Origin of the sequence: Legionella sp. MW5194 (assembly GCF_016864235.1) — a bacterium.
Lineage (GTDB): Bacteria > Pseudomonadota > Gammaproteobacteria > Legionellales > Legionellaceae > Legionella_C.
This window is the reverse complement of sequence record NZ_CP045732.1, coordinates 672788-695758: the sequence shown is the minus strand read 5'-3', so window position 1 is coordinate 695758 and position 22971 is coordinate 672788. Positions and strand designations below refer to the sequence as shown.

The following is a 22971-nucleotide window of genomic DNA, read 5'->3' as shown; positions in this document are numbered from 1 at the left end:
ATGAACAGAGAACTTATTGCTCAATTACTTAACGAAGCGCTGGTCACTACGCGATTTAAACACTACGTTGCCGAAGGGCATGAATGGCGTGAAAATACTCTGTACGGGTATGACGGTGCAAAGATAATTAAAAAAGCCATGGGCGCATTGGATGCCGGCGATATCAACCCCATGCTTTCACTTCTTGAAAAAATTGATAAATCCATTAAGAAAATCGAAAAAGATGTTGCTGTCTTTCATGAACATTTATATCAATACCAGCTTGCTTATGATGCGGCGCGCCATAGACCAGTTAACTATTATACTCATAAGCCAGCACAACTTATTGAATCTCATCAAACAAACCTGGCACGATTAAAAGCCATTTCTGCTCAATTAAAAACGGAATTAACGATTGCAACTGAGCAAACTCAAGAAGAGAAAAGCACTGAAAATAGAAATTATATTATTTCTTTACTTATGGAAGCGATTTATCAAGTCCCTATGCCTGCGCTTGACAAAAGGCAAGTCAACGATTTTACCAGATTAAGGGATTCTGTTTCTTTTGAACAAATTGAGCATGCAATTGAATCCTTGCGCAATGGCAATCTGGATCCTGTACTTGATTTAATTCGCCTGATTGGTCAAACCATTTCCGAACACCTTGAAAACGTACCGATGTTTTTGAACGCTCTCGAAGAATACAGGGCGGTATACATGCCTGAGTTTTACATTGCAACCCCCTCGCCCGATGAGATGGCCAGGATTCATCAGGAAAGCCTTGCGCGATTGAAAGAAATTCATACTCTATTGCAAAGCGCAGCGCTTGCTCCCTCCTTGCAATTCTTAGCCATAGTTGGCGATAACCAGGCGGATAAATCCAACCCTAACCCAGGCCATTTATTTTTCAAAGACGGGGCTAATCACGATCTTCTCAAAATGGTTATGCAATACGCCGGTTTCTTTAAAATGCGGCATGCTGAACAATCAAGCATGGACGCTCCGGGAATGAACACCTCACTCCAGAGTTGAGTATCCTTGGGATCTTTCCTAACTACCCGGTCGGCAGCGGTATGAACATAAACGAGCGGAAGGTTACGTGTTCTGTTCTTATTCGTGCCCCCGGATTTAATGGTGGTGGGATTACCCATAATTGATATTACACCTAGCAATTACTGAAAAAATAAATACAATCTCATGAATTTAAGAATGAAGGAATTATTCATGAGTAAAAAACTAAATCTGTCTATTGCGCTTATATTTCTGTATACATCGGCTAACAGTGTATCAATTCCTAAAGATGTAGAGCAGTTTAAATTAACTGGTCATTGTATAAAATGTGATCTCAGTAGCGTAGATTTTTTAGAGACCAACCATTCTGGTTCTTTAAACATTGAGCAGTCCAACTTTATTCGTTCTTCATTTTCTTCGATGAATGCTAACCATCAGTTTTCTAATTTTAAAAATTGTAAGGGAATGGTATCCAATATTTCATATTTTGATTTATCTTACAGTGATTTCAGTTTTTCCAACTTAAAAAATGCGGCATTTGTAGCAACAAACTTGACTGGGTCTAATTTCACAGGAACAGATGTATCCGGAGTTAATTTTACCGAAGCCAATTTATATAATTCTAATATTTCAGAAGAACAATTAAAATCAGCTAAAATACTATGTAATACGGTGCTGCCTAATGGTGATTTATCTGATTGTTAGCGGCAAGAATCCATACATTGCGCTAATTAAGTACGGCGAGCTTATCCTATATCTGACCGTAGTAAGAGGCTCATTGCCAAATCCATATGGGGAAATTTACTTTTCACGCTCTACAAAATAGCATCCAGGCCCTTTTTTTCAATAAGAGCAAGCAGCTTTAGCGAAGCACCAGAAGGTTTTTTAATCCCCCTCTCCCATTGGCTAATTATGTCTTTAGACAGATTTAGGCAATGTGCAAAAATAGGCTGACTCACTCTTTCTCGCTCGCGCAGAGCGATAATCGCTTGTGGCGTAAATTCGTGTATTTCCGTTAAACAGGATTTGTCAAATTGACGCATCGTCTGTTTAGTAATGATACCGGCCTCGAATAAATCATTGGCCGTTTCATGGATGGCTTCAAACACATCACTTTTATAGGTTTTGTTACTCTTTGTCATATGGCACCTCAATAAGAACCTTTGCTTCAATTAACTTTTTCAAAGCCTCATTTGATAATTCAAGTAATTGGGAGGCCAAAGCCTTAAACCCATTAACCTCTTCGTCGCTTATATTGTCTTTGTTATTTTTTGCAAATCCATAGACAAAGAACACTTTATCTTGCATTCGATACAATATAATGCACCGATAACCGCCGGATTTACCTTGATTTTTTCGAGCCATTCTTTGTTTTATAACTGAGCCACCATAATCAACATCAATATGGTTTGCTTCAATCTCTTTCACGAGTGCGCATAGCATTTCATCATCAATAAGCTGTTTTCCGCAAAATCGATCAAACCACTTATTTTTAAATACACGCACGGACATACCTCTTCTTTATATTGTATAGTACTAGGTTCTATATTTCAAGATTTGATAATGCCATTACCTGTTTAAATGGCTCAAAAATACCTCTGTTTTCTCAGATAGATGCTTCTCTACTCATTGAAGCATGATTTAGACAGCGTATTGCATTTATCCAATTCAAATCGACTTCACAATCTTAGACTGCGGTGTATCTGATTTTGTTCTCCGTGTCTTTAAGCTCCACTCCCTGAAACCACGCTGGATTGGTAATAGGCCAATGGAAAATAAATGGTTTAAATCGACTGTAGCGGTCTTTTCTGTGAATCAAGTCATTGCAAAAATTGTTTAAACCGCCGGTGCCAAAATAAGTGTGCCCCTTGTCACCGTAATGCTTAAAGTAACATTCTGAAAATTGCTCCAAAGAATTTTTTCGGTTACGAAATAAAGGGCCATAGTAAAGGCTTTAAGATGAACACCGTTTAATATTCGCGTTCAATGAAAAGATATCCACCCCTGAGTCAACCGTTTAATTGCCTCAATCCCACTGCTGCCAATGGGATGTATACACTTCAAGTACGAAGCCAATAAAGTAAATAGCCACGATGCTGATCCACATAGAACACCTTCCTTTGCTGCTTTGCCTCATTAAAACACCAATGAAACAAAATCATGAACCGGGGAAAATACGCTTTAGTAAACCCTCTTTCGAGGCATTCGTTATCAATAGCTGCAAAGATTGCCGCAGCCTCAGGATACTGTGCTACGAAATACAAAAGGTGATAGGCACAAGTAAACCGGACTTCGCGTGTACTATTCGAGAGACTGCAAAGCACTAACAACGTTGCAATAATTCCTGCTGCATCGGCACTGACTTTACCTTCATAACCATTACATATTTGTCTTTATCACTACTTCGCGAGTAACAAGTCATGAATGAATGATTAGTCTCAAAAACGGTCGTTTTCCAAGACCGCAATAAGCTGACCTAAGGCAGCTTTCCACAGTGACTCAGGCTGCACGCTGAACTTCGGCTTAGCACGGTGGCGCCGCGGCCACCTCTGCATTACCGGCTGAGTGATTAGTCTCAGGCTTATTCATTACTCGCTTCTCGTCAAAGCCAAAAGCCTCGCAGAGCCTGGTCAACAGGGCATAAGGGCTTGTTTCTTCGGGTTTAAAAAAACCATTCGCCTGTGGAGTAATGGGCTTGTTTATGGTTTTACCGTATTTAAAATACCACTGCCTCAGGTCGTCTTCGATGAAGGTATCCTGCTCAAGAATAAGGGCTTTAAGTTCAACCCAAGCCTCGCTGATAAGAAGCGCCCTCCCCTTATCAATCCCCGTTAACTTGTTTGCCAAGGCGTTAATGCGGGAAGCTTCTTGTTTCACTTCCAAAGCCCCATCATGCTTTAATTTGTTGCTGTTGTTATTTATTTTATTAAACTGGGCTAGAATGTCTTTTTCCGGGATGCGCGGAGAGATAGCCTGGGCAGCCGTTTTGAACAAGGTCAATAAAGCACCTTTTGATAAGGGGCTGGTGCGCGCACCTGTATCCTGTTGACATAAAACAGTAAAATCCCTGCTCAATTTATTGAGTTCAAGAATGATGTCCTTATTCTTTTGAAGTAACGCGTCTATTTTACTGTTTGACGACCAGCTATATGGATAAATGATACGTGTCAGCGTGTAATTGGTTTGAAGCGTGTAAAGCAAAGCAGGTACAACCCTTTCTTCGAATTCTTTATCTGAAGTTAAATCGAACTTGACTTCCTGTGGATTATCACAAAGTGCCAATGCCAAACCAAGCTGAGGTTCATGGTCAGAAGTGGCAGCCTCCTCCAGGAAATCATTCCTCTTCTTGTCATCCATTGCCAGTAAAATATCCCGGAGATTCTTATTAACCCAGAGCAACGCATCAGGATTGCCCGAACGGGCGGCACCTTGAACGAATTCAAAACCCCATCGTTCATTTTTAAGCCAATCGGGTTTATTGTCCTTAACCCATTGCAACATGGCAGGATTACCTGTCTTTGCGGCAGAATACACAATGCTACTTCCCAATATATGGGGTATATTGTCCTTAACCCATTGCAAGGCGTCAGGATTACCGGAGCTGGCCGCGTAAAGTGCTGCACTATACCCATATACATCTGTCCACCAAAAAAGTTGGGGACTTCGAGCCAGAACCTGGTTTAATCGTTCAATATTGCCAGAAAAAGCAGCATAATGAGCCATATTACCGTGCAACATGTCTTTTTTTTCCAAATTCTCATAGGCTGACTCATCACCAAGAATGGCCAATAACTGCCATTTCTCTTTAATTGTAAGATTAAAAATTCGTAATTTCTTATATAACACCTGGTATTGTTCATTACTGAGTCCTGACGGAATCAAATGCGACTGGATACCGTATTGTTCAAGTTTTTTTTTGTAATCGACGTCGTTTGATGGCATGTCTATCTCCACTGATTTTGTAGAGCATTCTAATGCACTCCGTAACATATAAACCAATGGACGATATTTTGTGGCTGGGAAGCCAAGAAAAATTTTATTGCCAATGAATTCTCTGATTTATCTGATTGATATGCTCACCGCCTCCCTTATACAGGACTTAGATACACAAAGGCCCCCATCTCCTCTCGCGGGTATTTAAGTGTTAAAACGCTGCACGGAAAAATCCTACAGCCGCATGCTCGCCAAGCTGTTTCTTGTTCACGGCAAGCAGTTAACCGTATCGGATGTGTGTAACACCTATTTATACCCTTATCATCGCCAGGAATTTTATGGCAATCACTCCAAAGCGACCGTGAAAAACGTCAAACCCCCTGTTTCAGGGGAAAAACCCTGGCACTGGCTGACGATTTTTATACTTGTTTAATTCCGTGTTGCCCGGCATGTCAAACCAACAAACCGTTTCTTTTACACCTCTATAAAGCCGCGCAGGATTATGGACAGCAGCATGTGGAAGGAAAACAACCGAGACGTGACCTGTCCCCTTTACGGCACAGCATTAAAACCTATCCCGGCTTCTTTGAGGGCAGGAATGAGCAGTCGGTGGTGACCCGCAGTGCCCGGGTTACAAGACCGCAAAATACTTGCCGCTGATTTAAAAAGCAATTTTCAGTGCAAATACGCTCATTGTGGCTGAAATGGCATTGGCTGCTTTCCTCACAAATTACCCAGATGGTTTATCATTATTATAGTTGTGCTATTGAGCCAGTAGTCCTAAGGAGTTGAGTAATGAGTAACGAAACAGATGCGACTGACTTTGCAAACCGCGTGAGGTCTCATTTTCCTGAAGGATTAACGGGAGTAATCAGCCCAGGAGGAACCCGTTCAGCCTACATACTGGCGTATAACAGGCACAACAAAAACCCGGGTAAAATCGATTTTGCCGATTATGCTGAAAAAACGTTTATCTCGTATTGTCAATTGCTGCTCAATTTTTTTGAACTCGGGGGCCAAAACATCATCGATGCCGCCCCTCCCCTTAGCCTTGCCTTAACAAGAAGTCCAGAATACATCCAGACTATGACCCAATATTACTTGACCTACATTAGCCAACCCCTGCAAGACGCTTATAAAAAAATGCAAATTGATCCTTATTTTGTTGGCCTGGAGGCCATAATGGATAGCAATTCTACTTCAGTACTACATCAATATGGGCAACGTTTAATTGATTTTATGCAAACCTGGCCTTACAACGCAGGTAATCGAAAATTGATTTTTGAAATCTCCCCTGTTCCTTTATATTCCCTTTGGCATCGTTTTCAAGCCATGTCGGCATCAGACCGCGAACACCTCGATAACCAATTACGCTCTGAAGTGGAGACTGATTTTAATAAATTGAACAACACCTTGTATCGCTATTTTATTCGAGCTATCTATGGTTTTGAATTACCACCCCCCCATTTTACCTTATCGACCAATGCCAAAGGGTCCTGCAAGGCCTATCTCTCTATGCCAACATTGTTTTCAAGTGGCATCAACATGAAATTTTTCTACACTCCCTATTCCCCTGTTCATATGAAGCGAGGGGCATTAAAACGTATTATCGAAGATCTGATTGCGCCAAAACAATCCGTATCATATGAGATGGATTACAGAAACCAGAGTCTCTCTTCACAAAACATGGCAACAGCCTTTGAGGCGATGCAAGAACTCATTGATGATTTCGATTCTATTCTTGGGCTGACTAAATAGTCACCTTCCCCCAAAAAAATAACACCATAAAAGATGAAATTTCCATTAAAAAAGCATCATTGGCTGATGGTAATTGATGATTCGTTTGGTCAGGCTGTCTTAGGTGAAAATGAATAAAAGTAAGGTATGAATGAGGGTAGGCAGCTCAAAAAAAAATGCCACTCAAGCTGTGCACCACATTTGACAATAACTATCGCAAGACCCACACTTCTGAAAGGTTAGATTAACTAGTCAAGTTTATGAGTGCACAACAACCGCCAGATGGCCAGAACCCCGAATTAACTGAGCATTTGTTAGAAAATAAACAAAAATTACAGCAACTTATTCAACAGTTAAATGAGGTTGATAAATTAGCTCAGCCGGCTGATTGTGTTAAGTTAATGCAGCAACTCATCACGGAAATCCTGAACTGTATTCCATCTCCAAAAATGAGTTCTGAACAAATTGAAGCCATGGCATTAGCTTATGATTGGGGAAGCAAGACAAGTCCAAATAAAGCACTGTTTGGTAGAGTTATTAATACAATGGTTGAAGAAATAATTGCAACCAGGGGAAAAAATGAACCCATTTTAATCTATGAAATGGGTAGTGGGGAAGGTCAGATTACACTTGAATAGTAAGTAACAGAAGCCAAACAAGTGCAGTACTTGTCGAAGTTTATCCGCCTTTGGCTGAAAAAGCCAAAGCAACGATAGATAAAAGATCACTTTCTACCCGGGCTAAAGCCTACAATGCAAGATATGATGAGTTACCCGACGATGTGGCAGGTTTAGTGAATGGTAAGGCAGACTTAATAATCAATGCGGGTGCTACCGATTTTCAGAATTTTACAAAATTTCTTGCTTTACAAATGATTGCCGGAAAAGTTGGTGCACGAATTTTAAATATTGATTACTACAAAGGGAATGATACGGCAGTAGATGGAGTGAATGCAAAGGAAGCTCTAAAGGCTGCAAACCCAGGGAATTTACTAGGCTTATATCGTGAATTCGGAGTACCTCATCGATACCGGAGTGTACTTGCCAGTTACTGGAATTTACTTGCTGGTTATGGTAGTGCATGGCTTAAGCAAGATGCAAATGGCAAAGACAGATGGCAAAAACTTTCAGAAATGGTAAAGGCAATCCCAGCTCCTTCCAAAGATGAGATTTTTCAAATGAAAGGGATTGCTAAACGAATGATAGAAGTTGACCTTGCGTTGTTTCATCCAATCGTTTCAGAATTTGTTGTTGACGAAAAAACGGTTAAAGCCATTCTGGAAAAGCTTATTTTAACGCATAAAGGTAACATACCAGCGGAGGTATTCAGTGAATTGACACAGGCATTAAAAATGACTGAAGCCTAGTCTTTAAATTTTTTCGATTTAAATAATCGACCACTGTTATCACCACATAGAATGATTGAAAAGCAATTTTTCAAATTACTGGGATTCACCCCAAAAGACTGGTAGTGATGATAGCAATCAAAGACACGATAAGTATCTTCTTCACAGCGGCTTCCTTGTCAGTTATGTATTTTAAGTTCACGATTTGATTTTAAATAACACAAATACGGATTTATATTTAATTTCAGCAGGTTGTGATAAAAGATGGCCGCGCAAACACTTAAGAACAATGATCGCCTGGCGGAAAAAGGATGTTAGGTGGTTGGGAGGAATAGAAAGCCAGAGGATGGCAATGAAAAGGAAGGTGTCCTGCATTGGCGAATATTGACAGGATAAGCTACATTTAAAATCATGTGTGCATAAATTTGAACAAGCATTTATTCAACAAACCATTTGAGTTATTGATTTTGTCTTCAAAATAAGGTTATTAATGAACATGATGCGAGTTAACAAGGCATTTGTGCAATGCTGTCAGGAAAACAACATTCCCTATTTTGATAAGGAAATCGACTTAAAGATTCAGGATCTCCCCCACCCCTCCAAAATTGAATGGTGGTATTTCAATACCCACTTTCATGAAAAACAAAGCTTGAAAAAATACAGTTTTTTCTTTAGTTTTTTCAAAGTTAAAGCGCAAAATTCGCTCGATGACAATCTGTTTATTATTTACGTTCTGGTTGATCATGAGACTAAAACTCATCAGCACTGGACGATTTGCGATGAAGAAATACCCAAACGCTACAGCAAAAAAATCAGAGAAAGCACAGGAAAAAATGAACTGTTGGATTACCTTGCGGATATGATGGAGCAAAATAGAGAAATTTATCCTGATGTGTCTATGCCTATTGACTTTGAAGTGAATGAAGAAAATTTTGCCGCACGCTTTGGTGAATCCAGGTTTTTTAAAAAAGACGGTTTGTATCGCATTGAAATTAATCATGACTCGCAGGTGCTCTGTTTAGAGTTTTGCATGGATAAAAAAACGATTCGGCATGGTCAAGAGGGTATCGCTTTATTGGGTGATTATGACAATGTTGATCAGATGTTTTATTATTTTATCCCCCACGGCTCAGTCAAGGGGAGGTTAAATAATAAGGGAATTGAAGGCATGGGCTGGTACGATCATGAATTCAGTCTTAATAATAAAAAATCCACCAAAACCATCGTAGACAAAGGTTGGATATGGTTTTCCATTCAACTGGAGGATGGTCGTCAACTTTCCATTTACCAAGTGTTTGATAAAGAAACAGCAGAGGTCGTTGAGTCCATTGTTAAAGTGATTGACGAGGTGGGTAATTATAAAACGTATAGCCATTTTTCAATTCAAGTCCTCGATACCTGGCAGAGTAACCGCACGTTAAATACCTATCCTGTGAAATGGCAAATCAAACTCGATGAGTGCGATACAGAATTGTACATTGAAGCCTTGGTTGATAACCAGGAGGTGATCACTATCCTCACTGCGTTCGCTTTTTACGAGGGTGTTATCAACATTCGTTACCGGGAGAACATGAAAGAGACCGAGGGAGTGGGATTTGTTGAGATTTATGGAAACAACGAAAAAATCCTCCGGAGTAAGACCCGGTTGATGGAGGAGATGGCGGGATTAGTCTTGAACGAGATTAACCATCATTATTTACCCAAACAGGCAAGCGATCTCGCTATGACATTGGTTAAAGATGAACAGTTGCAACAAATTATTCACAATGTGTCTGCTGTTAAAATTTACGATGCCGGGGTCAATCCTTTGCGCGACATGCTACTCCGTAAAGGCAAAGGCTGGCGCTCTTTCTTTTGTCTTGTGGTGATCAACGCGGTAGGTGGTAACTCCGAGCAATTCCGGGAGTGGCCAGTAATCGCAGAAATACTGCAGTCTTCCACGCTGATTTTTGATGACATTCAGGATAATTCCAAACTAAGGCGTGGTAAACCAACGGTTCATGAATTATACGGGATAGACAGAGCCATCAATGGGGGGTTATTGGGGTATTTTCTTTTCAATCGCCTTATGAACACAACGAACTTAACCCCAGAGCAACTGTTAAAAATTTATAAAATTTATTTTGATACCGCTGTTTCGTCAATTGTGGGTCAATGTGCAGACATAGCCGGTATGCAGGATCTGCTGCTCCAGGCTGTTGACCTGGGTGATAATACCGACTTATTAAAGGCAATCGAGGCTACGCACAATTTAAAAACGGGGCTCAATATCAAATCATTGGCTGAAATCGGTGCCATTTTGGGGCATGCGTCAGAGGAACAAGTGACCCAAGTGGGTCATTATGCACTGAATGTAGGTTTAGCCTACCAATACATGGATGATGTGAGGGCTTACCGCGGCGATGCGCGCGCCCTGGAAGAAGATGTCATGTCTGGGAAAATTACCATACCGATTGCTCTTGCCATCCCGCAATTAGACGCGTCTCAACGGCGGTGGCTCTATGAGAGTTTAATTCATAAAAAAAGAGAGGCATTGCATCAGGTGGTTGTTTTGCTGAATGAAATAGGCGTCATTGATCATTGCGTTCAAACTGCAAAAAATCTTGTGGCGGAGGGCTGGAAAGCGGTAGAACCTGTCATCAGGGATTCTCTCTACAAAGCCATGTTGTATTATGTTGGAATTTATGCTATTGAAGTCACTGCAATGCCTTAAGTCTTATCCGGTCAATCATGGTTTGCAATGAGGCGACTGTCATTTAATCAGCCCGTCATGGCATATTTAAATCATTCGCCGCTCTGGCCGATCCTCAATAATTCATTTTAAGAGTTAAGAGCTGCGAAAAGAGTTTGGGACACGTTTTCGTCACCCCGACTTGGTTTTTAAGTCAAATTTGGAGCTAAGTGCTTGATTTTAAATGGCGCGCTCGGAGGGACTCGAACCCCCGACACCTTGGTTCGAAGCCTTATACTCTTTTTATAATTTAAAATAAAATCAATACCTTGCGATGCGTCACAACCCCTAAAAAACAGCCAAAAATGACCAAAAACAGCGTTATACTGTCACAGTTACGTCACGTTTTCGGCACTGCAAAGTGTGGGGCTAACAGGGGGAGATAGTCTGCTTTCGCATGAATCCCTAGTAAATATCGGAGTTAAAAAATTATCTGAAGAGGGGGCTCTGTTCTCTTGTTGTTATATTCCTATAAATTGAAATTTAATATTTTTATCATTTAAGCCAATCAATGTGTTGAATATTAAGTCAAATACACAACCTTTCTTGTGTCCCTTAATGCCATCTGGTCCTCAGCTGATTCATTAGCTGGAGTTTTAATCTAATTAGAAACTGGAAAATTAAACTCGTTATCATCCATTGTTTGATTTAATTCGGCCCGATTTAATTGGATTGTGTAGGATAATTTGCCCTCACGGTAATGCTGCAAACGAAATGGTAACTTAATGTTACCTACACTCCGCCAGTCATCAACCAAGCGGTATTCTTCATTACTGCCAAGAGCACTTAATAAACCAGTTTTAGAATCAAAACAATAAAGGCGCATCTCAGATTCCTTTCGTTTTGTTCCTTTAATGCATTGATTATTAATAGGTACCCAATCGGGCTGTTCTGTGATGATTTGTAGATGAGCATATTCTTTTTCTAACCATAGCAGATCGCGATTAGCACGCTCAATGGTCTCCAACATATAATCCTTTAACCACTCCTCATTAACATAATCGTATTGGCTGCCCGTCCAAAACCAAAAGACATTGCCATCGGTACCCCGATCAACAACGATGTTACGGCCTTTGATTTCCTCATGCAGTTTTTTAAAGTAAATAAGGGCGGTATGGTAGTTATATCGTTCTGGTATGCCTCCCTTATACAACGTGATAGAACCATACCGAGATATCGACTGCATCTGCATTAAAGCATCCTCACCACCAGCAGCATCAATACCACGACTGATTAATCGCTCAACCTCGGATGATGCCGTGAATACAGGCAGAGCTTTTACGGTAATAGAAAAGATGGAAAGAAGTAGAACCAGTATTAAAGGCATCCTTTTACCTAAATAATTAAGCTGCATTTTCCACATCGACAATTAGTGTCAAGCCTTCTCGATCAAGCAAATCCTGCAAACAAAGTCGAACGAATTGCTTTTTGGAGTAACCTAACTTCTCAGCATATTCGGCTGCCATTTTAGGACTTACAAATCGCCGCCCATGCTCAATATCACATAGATTTTGTCGTGATATACCCAATGTTTTAGCAAATGCGGCCTGGGTCTCTCCGTCGCCTTGGCGAATAGACATGAGAAAACTGCCAAGAGTAAGCTTTTGTCCCACTAACGATTCAATGTATTGCATTGAATCTTTGGATTGTTTAGTAATCATGTTTATTCACCTCCATAATTTCAACGATCTCCATCTCGCCTTGTTGGCCTAGCTCATAAATAGCTCGGTAGGCTCTACTTAATCGTATTGAACGCTGCCCTACTCTGTTTCCCTTAAGTGGCTCGTCATGAAAGCCAGGAATTTTTCTAACCTCCATTAAACCATCATGGGCTACTGCTTCAATCCAAGCAGCTAATTTTAAAGCGATATAAGCCGGGACTTTTTGCAAATCTCGTCGGGCATTTTTTGTTATTATTACGGTTTTTGTTATCACGATAAGTAAAATCTCTACTTTAATAAAGTGTACTCTAATTATGGGTACAATTCAAGAATATTGCTGTCCATACTCACATTACAAATATCTCAGTCTAACCTGCTAATTGATATTGAATCCCGCGAGATGCTAGGAAAAATAGCCTTACAAGGGAAATCTATCAATCAACCATATTCTTTAGACTGATTAATTGAACGCCCTAACCACACAGCTAATAATACCTTTCACAGTACAATCATTTTTATCTGTGACTTGTATCACACCCCAATTATCATTTTCTGCTTTTAATTCAAACGACTGAAAATTTTTATTAACCGATAATTGCTTATAGCGTCTAACAATGACTGCTTCTGCGCCGTTAATTAGGGCAACAACAAAATTACCTGGGGATGGATTTACATTTAATGATACTAGTAACAAATCGTTAATGCGTAGCTCTGGACTCATACTGTCATCCTTAATTTTCAACGCAAAAGCATTCTCCCCAAGCCTTTGAGCCAAATCTGCCGCTACCGGTATAAAACTCACCCTATCCTGATTGATCTCACTTTTTATAGCCTCAATTGCGGCTACCGGATCACAGGCCTGTTGGTAATCCAAAATAGGAATCAAAGCGCCCAATCCGGGTATTTTTTTAGGCTGTTTCTCATCCGTTAAGCACATCAAATAGGCGGCAGAAACGTCCAATGCCTTTGCCAGTTGCTTGATTTCTTCTGGACCCGGTGTTCGGTCACCACGCTCCCAATTGTTAATTCTTGATTGTTTTAAATCGTCTGTGAGACCAGCCAAAGCTTTAAGTGTCAGTCCTTTTTCCTGGCGTGCAGCCTGTATACGTTGGCCTATTTGTTCTTTGATGCTCATCGTCCCTCGGATTCAAAGTTAAAAATGTTGAAATACCCCATTGATATTTCCACATATAGTGATATATTGAAATCTAATTTCCACGAAAAGTGGAAATTAATGATTATGTCTAATAAACATAACACAGAAATAACAGGAAAACGAATCAATAGGGTCGTTAGAAATGGAATTCACCATCAACAACAACGAATTAGATCGACTGGACGGATTGCCGCATATCCAGCAGTTGGTCTACCTAAGAGGGATTAGGCCTTATATGGATTTTAAAACGGGCATGGTTGGCGAAAAACGTGGGATAAGCTATCAATCGCTGACGGAACAACTCTACATTGAACCGCACCCCGGTATTAAAGCCACGTCCTTTTCACGTGCTCAAGCGCGGCGAGCGATTGCAGGCTTGGAGCGTGCCGGGTTGATTGAGGTTCAATCGGAAGACCACCAACTTATTTTAAAATGCCTTTTAGCGACAAGGCATCAGTCCGTCCAAAATAAAGCCGTCACAAACCCGTCACAGTTAGCCGTCACTGTGGATAACCCTAAAAACGGCGCCAGCACTCAGTTTTCAGCGAGTGAAAAAACAAAAACCGACACAGGCAAAATGGCAAAAGCCGTCATACCTCCTAATAAAGATTATTTATTATTTTTTTTATTATCCCAATTCGAGCAATTCTGGTCGCTTTATCCACAGCAACAAAACCGTGAGAAGGCCTGGGACGCCTTTCAGCGTTTAAACCCCGATGAAGCCCTTTGCCAGAAAATCCTTCATGCCCTAAAGGCACAAATCAATCACCGCAATGAGCTCACGGCTAATGGCCAGTGGGTTCCTGCATGGAAGTACCCTGCCAACTGGCTTAGCCAGCAAGGCTGGAATGAAACATTACCCGCAATCAACCGAAAGGAGTCACACCGTGAAACCCATCAAAGATTTACTCGATCCAAAACTCAAAGCCAAAGCCTTTGGCATCAATTCGACAACGTCGATTTCGACTTTGACACCGACACCCCGACCCATTCAGGAGCCGACAATGTCATCCAATTCCGCAAAGCCTGAGGCGATCGACAAGCGCATGGATACCCTCTTTACCCGCTTGGGCGCCATTTACGGCCATGTGTGGTGGAGCAGCTACAAGAGCGAAGCGCTGCTTCATTTGGCCAAAAAAGAGTGGTCAGAAGGACTTTCCCGGTTTAACAACACCACGCTTAAGGAAGCGCTGTTTTACTTTCGCGAAAACAGTAACTTTCCTCCGACTTTGCCGCAATTCATTGAGCGCTGCAAATCAAGCGTTAGACGCAATCACTTCTGCTCAGCCAAGGCGGAGCTGCAACAACGCATTGATACCAAAATCGCCTTAAAACACATTCAAGACCTCTACGCACTCTTGAAACACTAACCTCACAAGGAGAAATACCCATGCTAGTCCTGACCCGTAAATGTGGCGAACAAATCATGATTGATAAAGGCAAAATCCAAATCAAGCTGACGAAAGACTTTGTCTTTAAAGGCTATCAAGCACTGGCTGAAGCACTCGCCAAACCCCTGGGTAGCCTGTGCATTATCATGATTATTTTAATGGGCTTTGGTCTCTTGCGTGGCCTCATTAAAAACCCCATGGAAGAATTTCAGAAAAACTTAATCCGTATTGGCTTGGTTTATACGCTGGCAATGAATTGGGGTGTTTTTTCTTCCTACTTAGTCGCGCTTTTCATCAACAGCGCCGGTGAAATTGGTGCGCTCATCATGAACTTAGCACCCACTAAATTGCCAGCGATAAGCGGCGGCACTAGCGTCAATCACGGTCTGCAATCGGTATTCATTGAGGTGGTTCGCGTCGGCGCCTGGACTTGGGATAAGGCCTCGTTTAAACATTGGGGGCCGATGTTTACCGCCATTCTCATTTACCTCTCAGGCTTTGCCGTGGTGGGCTTTGCCTTGTTTGAGATTATCATTGCCAAATTGATGCTGTCCATTTGCCTGTGTACTGCGCCGCTGTTTATCCCCTTTACCCTGTTTGATAAAACGCGCGGCTTTTTTGACCGCTGGTTAGGCACGCTCGCTGGTTTTTCTTTCGTGTTGATTTTTGTCTCCACCGTGGTGGGCTTTGCCCTGCATTTAATCCATTGGGCGATAGGCGGGCATTATGACAGCCATGCGGCGAATGTCACCGCGGTGGATTGGATCCCACTGGCAATGGTCGCAGGCTTTTGCGTCATGGCCATTCTTGAAGTCACCGCCATTGCCAAAAGCATCGGCAGTGCCTGCTCTACGGCCAATGGTTCGGCCATGGTTGGCGGCTTCATCGGTGGCTTTTTAGGCTCTGGCCGCGTCACCCATCAGTTAAGCCAGAAGGCAAGGCTTTTAGGTCAAGCCTTAACCCCTGACAGCGCCCGCGCCAACGTGCAGACACTTAGAGGAGCGCCTCAGAATCCGCCTAACCCCTTCCAAGGAGTAACAAAATGAGTCAGAACCATTACCCCTCGTATTTTAAAGAAGCAAAACGCTGGGCGGATGATAACTTTGCCCGCATTACCGTGTCACGCCAACGTTACCAGGCCGCTTTTTTAGCCAGCATGGGCTTAAATCTCCTCGCCATCGCGGCGGTGATGATTTTAGCCCATTGCCAGACCTTAATTCCGTTGATGGTGCATCATTACGATAACGGTTTAACCACCGTTGAGCCCTTAACCCAAAGTAATGCCCCGATAAATCGCGCCCAGGTGGAAAGTGATGTGGTGCGCTACATCACCAATCGTGAAAGCTTTGATGTGAGCACCTATCGCAGTCAGTTTGATTTAGTCAGCGTGTTATCCAATACGGCCGTTAATAATGAGTACTTAAAAGAACAGGCCAAATCCAATAAAGACGCCCCGATTAATCGCTTAAACGTCCATGTCTCACGCAACGTGAAAATCGCAAGCATCCATTTCTTAGACAACCTGTTAAGCAATGGCCGCGACATCCACCAAGACCACAACAATGTCGCCGAAGTGGCCTTTACCATCACCGACACGGACAAGCAAAGCGGGCATGCCGAGGTGAGTCATTACAACGCGCTCATTGCCTGGCAGTATTTAAAGCCGTCCAGTAATCCCGATGTGCGCTGGAAAAACTGGGATGGCTTTCAGGTGATTCGCTACAGCAAACAAATCCAAGTGACGGAGAAGCAGGCATGAAACGTTTTATCTTTTTATTAATGCTTATGAGTGCGGCCTTACACGCGCAACAAATTCCGACCGGCTACCGTGACGATGCGCGCATCAAGCACGTGCCATTCAGTGAGCATAACGTGGTAAAAATTGAAGCAGCTACCTTTACCACCACCCACATCGTTTTTGGTGACAAGGAGGTGATTTTAGACATTGAAGGTGGCGATACCGCCGGCTGGATGGTCACCCATCACCGCCGCTTAAGCCACATGCTGTTTTTAAAACCCACGGTATTAAACAGTAACACCAACCTCACCGTGGTGACCAATAAGCACACTTATTATTTTCAGGCGGTAAGCCAGCCTCAATTGGACGTGCCCGCCCAGCAAAAAACCTATGCGGTGGTGTTTACTTATCCTGAGGAAGAACAAGCCAAACGCGTTGCTCTTTTACAGGCAGCGGCTAAAGCCAAAGCGGCGAAAAACCCGCCTCAAAAAACCTACAACAGCCATTACCGGTTCAGCGGCAACCCGCAAATCGTTCCACTCCATGTCTATGACGATGGCCGTTTTACCTATTTTGAACTGCACGCCAATCAAGCGGTGCCGGCGATTTTTGCAGTCGATGGCAAGGACGGTAAAGAGGCCATGGTTAACACCCGCCGTCAGGGCAATGTGTTAGTGGTTCATCGCCTAGCCCCGCAATTTACCCTGCGTCACGGCGGCTTGGTCGCCTCGGTATTTAATACGCTTGAAATTGCCAAAATCAAACAAGGTCGGAGATAAACATGACAGACAATCAAGACAGCCCCGTAGGAAATGTGTCGCAGGTGACCCCTAAAAAAAGCCATCGCCGCTACGTTACCCGCAACTCCCTCTACCTGCTGGCCGGTGCGGCCTTTATCGTGATGGTAATGTGGTTGACCCCCAGTGCGGAAAAGGAACTGCAAACGGCAGAGGAAGCGCCCAACAACGGCAAGGAGTTAACCCTGTCACAAAACTTAGCCTTGCTTGAGCGCATGAAAGCTTCCTTGCAGCAAAAGACCAATACGGAAGAACACGAGGCCGTGAAGCCCCCAATCCTTCGCCGCAAAACGCCGTTAAGCAAAGACTTAGTGGCACGCATGAATGCCCCGACCACCTTTTTTAATGAGGAGGAAGGCAGCAGCACCAGTTCCCCTGTAGTTAACAACCCCGCGCAAGGGGGGCTATTAACTGGCAACAGCAGCAACGCGCAGTTTGTGAATCAACAAAACGACATCACCACCGCCATGGCGAAACAACTGCCGCACCCACGCTTAACCGTGCCTGCGGGTGAGATGATTCCGGCAACCTTGGAAACCGCCATCCATTCGGAATTACCCGGCATGGTGCGTGCCATTACCAGCCGCGATGTCTATTCACTGGAGGGCGAAAACCGTTTAATTCCTCGTGGCTCGACCTTAGTCGGGCAATTTAACGCCAGTGTGGCGGACGGTCAAAGCCGCATTTTAGTGGTCTGGAATCGTGTGCAATTAGCGAATGGGGTCATTGTCACCTTAAACAGCCCAGGTACTGACAGCATTGGTCGCTCCGGTCAAGAAGCCGATTACATCAATCGCCATTTCTTTGAACGCTTCGGCACCAGTGCGCTGCTCTCCATTTTAGGAGCCTACACTGCTACCAGTGGGGTCAATGGCCAGGACCAATACAACTCTCAATCGCAATACCGCATGGCCATTGCCGGCAGCCTGCAACAAGCTTCCGGGCAAACGCTGCAAAACGACATGATGATTCGCCCCACGTTACAGATTAATCAGGGTGCGCAGATTCAGGTGTTTGTCGCCCATGATTTGGATTTTTACCGGGTCGGAGCCAGCCATGACGCCTAACGAAGCGCTGCACTTTGCCCCAGGCTCTGAAGGTTTACTGGCTCCCTTAAAACCCTGGCTTGATAATCCGGCGGTGTCTGAGATTCTTATCAATCAACCAGGTGAGGTTTTTATCGAGGCGCACGGCGAAATGTTTCATCATGAATTGCCAGTACTCACCCTGCGTCATGTAAAGCATTTGTTTACCCTGCTTGCCAATGAAAACCAGCAGGTTTTAAATGAATCCTCGCCCATGCTCTCAGGCAATTTGCCCGATGGCTCGCGCGTGCAATTAGTCATTCCGCCGGCAGCGAAGCATTACACTTTGTCCATTCGCCGTCAATCCATTGTCGCACGCACCTTAACGGACTATGCCGCGAGCGACTTTTATCAGCAAGCGAAACCCTTTTACTTAGATTGCAACCGAGCCAGTTTACAGAGTGCGGACGATAAAGCCTTACTGGCCTTGTATCACCAAAAGCGCTGGGATGAATTTATTGCTCAAGCCGTACTTCAAAAGAAAAACATCGTCATTGCCGGGGAAACCTCTTCCGGGAAAACCACCTTTTTAAATGCCTGCTGTAATCACATCCCCTTGCATGAACGCATCATTACCCTGGAAGACACTTACGAGGTGGTCACCCCACATCGCAATCAAGTAAGCCTGTTAGCCCCCAAAAGGCGCGAAGGGGAAAAAGGCTTAACCATGCAGGAGTTGGTGCAGTGCTCGCTGCGCTTACGTCCTGACCGCCTTATCATGGGCGAAATTCGTGGTCGCGAAATCTTGGATTTTTTAAGCGCCTGCGCCACAGGTCATGCTGGGTCAATTACCAGCATTCACGCCAGTAACCCGCGCGTGGCTTTCATGCGCATGACTCAGCTTTACAAGCTCAATAACGTGCCCTCCATGCGCGATAACGACATCCTGCGCGAACTGCATGAAATCATTGACATCATCGTGCAGGTGCAGCGTACCCCGCAAGGGCGCATGGCAACCTGGGTTTATTTTAAAGACGCAGACACTTATCTGGGAGAAGGCCATTGAAATGGGTTAGTGCATTAAGCGTTGTTGTCTTGATTTTGGAACTCATTACTCTTGTGGCCTTGCGCCTAACCGGCTTGCCGCAATGGCCAACGCCGTTAAGTGGCATTGCACTCTGGCAGCATGGGTTTGGCATGGAATTACTCTTAGGCTTCCTATTAGTTGGCGTACCGCTGGTTATTGTGGTTGGCCTTCGCCAGACTGGCTTTTGCCGTTACTTAAGCGCCTTAGCCGGCGGGGTGTTTGTGGCCGGGGTGGTCATGGTGCTGGCCGGCATCGCGTTGTTTGCATGGTTTGAAGAGGTCAACATTAATAGTTACCCCACGCTTTGCTGGTTACTGCAAAGCGATGACACAGCATTAATGCACTTTAAGTATTGCATGGCGGCTTCGATGGGTTTGTTTTTTCTGGTGTTTGGCGTCATCGCTTTTGAGCGGCTCCGCCCTGCGAGTAAAGCACTCGGCAATGCCCATTTTGCCAATGGCTTTGAGATTCAACGAGCCGGTTTTTTTAATCGGGAAGCAGAAAGCATTGTCATCGGTAAAAAATGGGATGCCCCACTGTATGCCAACGGCTTTGAACACGTGCTGGTGTTTGCGCCCTCTGGTAGTGGTAAGACACGAAGCATTGCCATTCCCAATTTACTGCATTACCCCTATTCGGTGGTGTGCAATGACGTGAAACTAACCCTGTATGAAACCACCGCTGGCTTTCGCCAAACTATGTTGGGGCATGCCTGTTATTGCTTTGCACCAGCGCATCCTGAAGGCCGCACCCATCGCTTTAATCCTCTGTCAGCCATTTCCAGAGACAAAACCGAGCGCATGACCGACATTCAGCGCATTGGTCACATCTTAATGCCGGATAACAGCAAAGACCCCATCTGGACCCAGGCCAGCCGTAAATTGTTTAAAACCCTGGTGCTCTATCTTTTGGATGCCAACGAGCGGCCAGTGACCTTAGGCGAAATCAATCGCTTGGTGAAGCAACAGAATTTTGATGCCTGGTTGCAGGAGCAACTCGATACCACCGACCACTTTGACCCTGAGTTTTATCGCAACGGTTATTCCTACATCAACAACCATGACAAAACCCGCAGTTCCATTTTAGAAACGTTTTCCGGTTACTTTGAGTTGTTTGATGACCCCCGCATCGATGCCGCCACCTGTGCCAGCGATTTTGATTTTCGTGATTTACGGCGTAAAAAAATGACCCTTTATGTCGGCTTTAGCGATGACGACATGGAGCGCTTAGCGCCATTGCTTACCCTGTTCTGGCAGCAATTGATTTCGGCGATGATTCGCGAAATTCCGAATCCTAACAAAGAACCGTATCCCTTGCTCTGCCTCATTGATGAGTTTTCATCCTTAGGCCGTATTGAACGACTTCGCCGCTCCTTAAAGCTCTTGCGCGAATACCGGGTGCGCTGCGTGCTGATGTTTCAATACATCGCCCAGACCTTTGAGAAATACAGCCATGACGAGGCACGCGCCTTTACCAACATCAAAACCAAAATCGCCTTTGCCACCGAAGACATTCAGGATGCGGAATTCATCAGCAAAATGTTAGGCACTCGCACCAAGCGGGTGATGTCGCGCTCGGTCTCTGACCAGCATCATGGGATCAGTGACAGCAAAACGATGAGCTATCAGGCCATTCCCTTAATGCGCCCGGATGAACTAATGAAAATGCCGGCGCACGTGAATCTCATTCTTCGCTCAGGCTCTTCACCCATCAAGGCACGGCAAGCGGTCTGGTATGAAAACCCGGCAATGAAAGATTCAGTATTGCCGCCACCACCGGTACCGAAGCAAACCATCAAAGCCTCGCCCTTTATCCGGGCAGAAACCATTGAATCATTAGACTAAAAGGAAGTACCCCATGAAAAAATTAATCGTTTCAATTACTTGGGTGATAATTATCTATCAGAATGGGATAAAAAAGCTTTGCTAGAAAAAATTAATGAAAAATGACTTGAAAAAATTTGAACTGGGTGGTGGTTCAAACTCGATTATGGTAATTTTTTATGCGGCCAGCGGTAGTGTTCAAATAACTGTGTCATCTCTAAAAAATTGATATAATTTGTACAATTTTGTAGAGGTGACAATGAATAAGAATAAAAAAATAGATTTAGCGAATTTTGATTTCAATGATTTCAAAGCAGATGCGATATCTCAATTAAAATCAGGTCAATCCTTGACGGGTAAAGACGGGATATTAACGCCGTTAATCAAAGAACTATTAGAAGCTGCTTTGGAAGGTGAAATGGACACGCATATGGAAGCGTGCCATGAAACCGGACTTACGAATCGACGCAATGGCAAAACGACCAAGACCATACAATCCACTTCCGGTGTTTTTGATTTAGAGACACCAAGAGATAGAGACGGTAGTTTTGAGCCAGAAATTGTCAAGAAGCGTCAAACTGTATTGAATGAATCCCTAGATAACAAAGTTTTAGCCTTATATGCCCTGGGTATGAGCTACGAAGCCATAAGTGAACACCTAGCCGAGATGTATGGTTTAGAAGTATCGTCAGCTAAAATCAGCCTTATCACAGATAAATTACTTCCTATGATTACCGAATGGCGCAATCGGTCTTTGGAGTCTGTATATCCTATTGCTTTTTTAGATGCCATGCATTTTAAAGTACGTGTCGAGGGGAAAGTGACTAGCAAAGCGTTTTATACAGTTCTTGCAGTAACACCGGAGGGGCGGAAGGATATTTTAGGTCTTTATTTATCTGAAAATGAGGGGGCTCGCTTCTGGCTTGGTGTTCTAAATGACCTCAAAGCCCGTGGCGTAGAGGATATCCTCATTGCAAGCATTGATGGGCTTAAAGGGTTTCCTGAGGCGATTGCTGAGGTGTTTCCTAAAACCGAAGTGCAGCTTTGTGTGGTTCATCAAATTCGCAACTCCCTAAAGTATGTAGTCAGTAAAGACCAGAAAGCGTTCATGGCCGATTTAAAGCTTGTGTACAGAGCAACCAGCAAAGAGCTAGCCGAGCATCACTTAATAGAGTTAGAGATAAAATGGGGCAAAAAATACCCCGCTGTATTGAAGTCATGGAATAATAACTGGGAGGCTCTATCCCAATATTTTAAATACCCAGAAGAACTCAGGCGCATTATTTATACTACTAACATTGTGGAAGGCTTTCATCGACAAATCCGCAAATACACTAAAAATAAAGCCGCTTTCACCAGTGAAAACGCCCTTATTAAGCTCATTTATTGTGCTTGCCAAAAAGTGCTGGAAAAATGGAATCAGCCCATGCACAATTGGGCGCTTATCATTTCCCAGTTACACATCTATTTTGAAGATAGATTAAATATAGGGCTTAGATAACTAGCGAGGTGACACAGTTAGATGAACACTCTCCGGCCAGCATCTTGAATAGACTT

24 protein-coding genes are annotated in these 22971 nt (G+C 43.6%); 16 read left to right on the top strand and 8 right to left on the bottom strand.

Going from position 1 to position 22971, the window contains the following annotated elements; all coding sequences use genetic code 11:
* Positions 1-138: 138 nt before the first annotated feature.
* Entirely contained in the window at positions 139-1011 is an 873-nt protein-coding gene (locus GH742_RS03295; RefSeq protein ID WP_203456110.1) for a hypothetical protein, read from the top strand.
* A gap of 192 nt (positions 1012-1203) precedes the next feature.
* Positions 1204-1695 (top strand): pentapeptide repeat-containing protein, encoded by a 492-nt coding sequence (locus GH742_RS03290; RefSeq protein WP_203456109.1) that lies wholly within the window; start codon positions 1204-1206, stop codon positions 1693-1695.
* A gap of 110 nt (positions 1696-1805) precedes the next feature.
* On the opposite strand, the gene GH742_RS03285 is transcribed toward GH742_RS03290, so the two are convergent.
* The 4 genes from GH742_RS03285 to GH742_RS03270 form a co-directional block, all read right to left on the bottom strand.
* Positions 1806-2132: a DNA-binding transcriptional regulator gene (locus tag GH742_RS03285; protein ID WP_203456108.1), complete on the bottom strand. Its 327-nt coding sequence runs from the start codon at positions 2130-2132 to the stop codon at positions 1806-1808.
* Entirely contained in the window at positions 2119-2496 is a 378-nt protein-coding gene (locus GH742_RS03280; protein WP_203456107.1) for a type II toxin-antitoxin system RelE/ParE family toxin, read from the bottom strand. The genes GH742_RS03285 and GH742_RS03280 overlap by 14 nt, the downstream gene beginning before the upstream one ends.
* Before the next feature lie 554 nt (positions 2497-3050).
* Entirely contained in the window at positions 3051-3314 is a 264-nt protein-coding gene (locus tag GH742_RS15835) for a hypothetical protein (RefSeq protein ID WP_370569543.1), read from the bottom strand.
* A 199-nt stretch (positions 3315-3513) separates the two neighbouring features.
* Positions 3514-4932 (bottom strand): hypothetical protein, encoded by a 1419-nt coding sequence (locus tag GH742_RS03270; RefSeq protein WP_203456106.1) that lies wholly within the window; start codon positions 4930-4932, stop codon positions 3514-3516.
* Positions 4933-5131: 199 nt separating this feature from the next.
* Here GH742_RS03270 and GH742_RS03265 point away from each other — a divergent pair, with 199 nt between their 5' ends.
* The 5 genes from GH742_RS03265 (at position 5132) to GH742_RS03245 (ending at position 10718) form a co-directional block, all read left to right on the top strand.
* A complete protein-coding gene (locus GH742_RS03265; RefSeq protein WP_203456105.1) occupies positions 5132-5356 on the top strand; it encodes a hypothetical protein in 225 nt (74 codons plus the stop codon).
* A gap of 362 nt (positions 5357-5718) precedes the next feature.
* Positions 5719-6681, top strand: coding sequence for a hypothetical protein (locus GH742_RS03260; protein ID WP_203456104.1), 963 nt, complete (start codon positions 5719-5721; stop codon positions 6679-6681).
* Between the two features lie 239 nt (positions 6682-6920).
* Positions 6921-7298, top strand: a complete 378-nt coding sequence (locus tag GH742_RS03255; protein WP_203456103.1) for a hypothetical protein — start codon at positions 6921-6923, stop codon at positions 7296-7298.
* A 50-nt stretch (positions 7299-7348) separates the two neighbouring features.
* Positions 7349-8026: a hypothetical protein gene (locus GH742_RS03250; RefSeq protein ID WP_203456102.1), complete on the top strand. Its 678-nt coding sequence runs from the start codon at positions 7349-7351 to the stop codon at positions 8024-8026.
* 475 nt (positions 8027-8501) lie between these two features.
* Positions 8502-10718, top strand: a complete 2217-nt coding sequence (locus tag GH742_RS03245; protein WP_203456101.1) for a polyprenyl synthetase family protein — start codon at positions 8502-8504, stop codon at positions 10716-10718.
* A gap of 619 nt (positions 10719-11337) precedes the next feature.
* On the opposite strand, the gene GH742_RS03240 is transcribed toward GH742_RS03245, so the two are convergent.
* From GH742_RS03240 to GH742_RS03225, 4 genes are all read right to left on the bottom strand, one after another.
* Entirely contained in the window at positions 11338-12099 is a 762-nt protein-coding gene (locus GH742_RS03240; protein WP_203456100.1) for a hypothetical protein, read from the bottom strand.
* Entirely contained in the window at positions 12080-12397 is a 318-nt protein-coding gene (locus tag GH742_RS03235) for a helix-turn-helix domain-containing protein (RefSeq protein WP_203456099.1), read from the bottom strand. The genes GH742_RS03240 and GH742_RS03235 overlap by 20 nt, the downstream gene beginning before the upstream one ends.
* Positions 12387-12671 carry a type II toxin-antitoxin system RelE/ParE family toxin gene (locus GH742_RS03230; protein WP_203456098.1) on the bottom strand — a complete coding sequence of 95 codons (285 nt, stop codon included), beginning with the start codon at positions 12669-12671 and terminating at the stop codon, positions 12387-12389. Before GH742_RS03230 ends, GH742_RS03235 begins: the two co-directional genes overlap by 11 nt.
* A gap of 186 nt (positions 12672-12857) precedes the next feature.
* Complete coding sequence (locus tag GH742_RS03225) at positions 12858-13532, bottom strand: S24 family peptidase (protein ID WP_203456097.1); 675 nt, start codon at positions 13530-13532, stop codon at positions 12858-12860.
* Between the two features lie 256 nt (positions 13533-13788).
* Here GH742_RS03225 and GH742_RS03220 point away from each other — a divergent pair, with 256 nt between their 5' ends.
* From GH742_RS03220 to GH742_RS03180, 9 genes are all read left to right on the top strand, one after another.
* Entirely contained in the window at positions 13789-14583 is a 795-nt protein-coding gene (locus GH742_RS03220) for a hypothetical protein (RefSeq protein WP_203456096.1), read from the top strand.
* Positions 14558-14923 (top strand): Vir protein, encoded by a 366-nt coding sequence (locus GH742_RS03215; protein ID WP_203456095.1) that lies wholly within the window; start codon positions 14558-14560, stop codon positions 14921-14923. Before GH742_RS03220 ends, GH742_RS03215 begins: the two co-directional genes overlap by 26 nt.
* Before the next feature lie 20 nt (positions 14924-14943).
* Positions 14944-15990, top strand: a complete 1047-nt coding sequence (locus GH742_RS03210; protein ID WP_239005262.1) for a type IV secretion system protein — start codon at positions 14944-14946, stop codon at positions 15988-15990.
* Positions 15987-16703, top strand: coding sequence for a virB8 family protein (locus tag GH742_RS03205; RefSeq protein WP_203456094.1), 717 nt, complete (start codon positions 15987-15989; stop codon positions 16701-16703). Before GH742_RS03210 ends, GH742_RS03205 begins: the two co-directional genes overlap by 4 nt.
* On the top strand, positions 16700-17461 hold the full coding sequence (virB9, locus tag GH742_RS03200; protein ID WP_203456093.1) for a P-type conjugative transfer protein VirB9: 762 nt from the start codon (positions 16700-16702) through the stop codon (positions 17459-17461). Before GH742_RS03205 ends, virB9 begins: the two co-directional genes overlap by 4 nt.
* Positions 17462-17463: 2 nt before the next feature.
* Positions 17464-18546 carry a TrbI/VirB10 family protein gene (locus tag GH742_RS03195; RefSeq protein ID WP_203456092.1) on the top strand — a complete coding sequence of 361 codons (1083 nt, stop codon included), beginning with the start codon at positions 17464-17466 and terminating at the stop codon, positions 18544-18546.
* Positions 18536-19570, top strand: a complete 1035-nt coding sequence (gene virB11, locus GH742_RS03190; RefSeq protein ID WP_203456091.1) for a P-type DNA transfer ATPase VirB11 — start codon at positions 18536-18538, stop codon at positions 19568-19570. Before GH742_RS03195 ends, virB11 begins: the two co-directional genes overlap by 11 nt.
* Entirely contained in the window at positions 19567-21435 is a 1869-nt protein-coding gene (locus tag GH742_RS03185; protein ID WP_203456090.1) for a type IV secretory system conjugative DNA transfer family protein, read from the top strand. Before virB11 ends, GH742_RS03185 begins: the two co-directional genes overlap by 4 nt.
* 238 nt (positions 21436-21673) lie before the next feature.
* Positions 21674-22915, top strand: a complete 1242-nt coding sequence (locus GH742_RS03180) for an IS256 family transposase (RefSeq protein WP_203454534.1) — start codon at positions 21674-21676, stop codon at positions 22913-22915.
* The last annotated feature ends 56 nt before the right edge of the window (positions 22916-22971 follow it).

What these genes read in the sequence shown, in the direction of transcription:
- GH742_RS03295 (WP_203456110.1), top strand. Translation starts at nt 139, where the DNA reads ATGGGCGCATTGGATGCCGGCGATATCAACCCCATGCTTTCACTTCTT.
- GH742_RS03290 (WP_203456109.1), top strand. Translation starts at nt 1,204, where the DNA reads ATGAGTAAAAAACTAAATCTGTCTATTGCGCTTATATTTCTGTATACA.
- GH742_RS03285 (WP_203456108.1), bottom strand. Translation starts at nt 2,132, where the DNA reads ATGACAAAGAGTAACAAAACCTATAAAAGTGATGTGTTTGAAGCCATC.
- GH742_RS03270 (WP_203456106.1), bottom strand. Translation starts at nt 4,932, where the DNA reads ATGCCATCAAACGACGTCGATTACAAAAAAAAACTTGAACAATACGGT.
- GH742_RS03260 (WP_203456104.1), top strand. Translation starts at nt 5,719, where the DNA reads ATGAGTAACGAAACAGATGCGACTGACTTTGCAAACCGCGTGAGGTCT.
- GH742_RS03255 (WP_203456103.1), top strand. Translation starts at nt 6,921, where the DNA reads ATGAGTGCACAACAACCGCCAGATGGCCAGAACCCCGAATTAACTGAG.
- GH742_RS03245 (WP_203456101.1), top strand. Translation starts at nt 8,502, where the DNA reads ATGATGCGAGTTAACAAGGCATTTGTGCAATGCTGTCAGGAAAACAAC.
- GH742_RS03240 (WP_203456100.1), bottom strand. Translation starts at nt 12,099, where the DNA reads ATGTGGAAAATGCAGCTTAATTATTTAGGTAAAAGGATGCCTTTAATA.
- GH742_RS03235 (WP_203456099.1), bottom strand. Translation starts at nt 12,397, where the DNA reads ATGATTACTAAACAATCCAAAGATTCAATGCAATACATTGAATCGTTA.
- GH742_RS03225 (WP_203456097.1), bottom strand. Translation starts at nt 13,532, where the DNA reads ATGAGCATCAAAGAACAAATAGGCCAACGTATACAGGCTGCACGCCAG.
- GH742_RS03220 (WP_203456096.1), top strand. Translation starts at nt 13,789, where the DNA reads ATGGATTTTAAAACGGGCATGGTTGGCGAAAAACGTGGGATAAGCTAT.
- GH742_RS03215 (WP_203456095.1), top strand. Translation starts at nt 14,558, where the DNA reads ATGTCATCCAATTCCGCAAAGCCTGAGGCGATCGACAAGCGCATGGAT.
- GH742_RS03210 (WP_239005262.1), top strand. Translation starts at nt 14,944, where the DNA reads ATGCTAGTCCTGACCCGTAAATGTGGCGAACAAATCATGATTGATAAA.
- GH742_RS03205 (WP_203456094.1), top strand. Translation starts at nt 15,987, where the DNA reads ATGAGTCAGAACCATTACCCCTCGTATTTTAAAGAAGCAAAACGCTGG.
- virB9 (WP_203456093.1), top strand. Translation starts at nt 16,700, where the DNA reads ATGAAACGTTTTATCTTTTTATTAATGCTTATGAGTGCGGCCTTACAC.
- GH742_RS03195 (WP_203456092.1), top strand. Translation starts at nt 17,464, where the DNA reads ATGACAGACAATCAAGACAGCCCCGTAGGAAATGTGTCGCAGGTGACC.
- virB11 (WP_203456091.1), top strand. Translation starts at nt 18,536, where the DNA reads ATGACGCCTAACGAAGCGCTGCACTTTGCCCCAGGCTCTGAAGGTTTA.
- GH742_RS03180 (WP_203454534.1), top strand. Translation starts at nt 21,674, where the DNA reads ATGAATAAGAATAAAAAAATAGATTTAGCGAATTTTGATTTCAATGAT.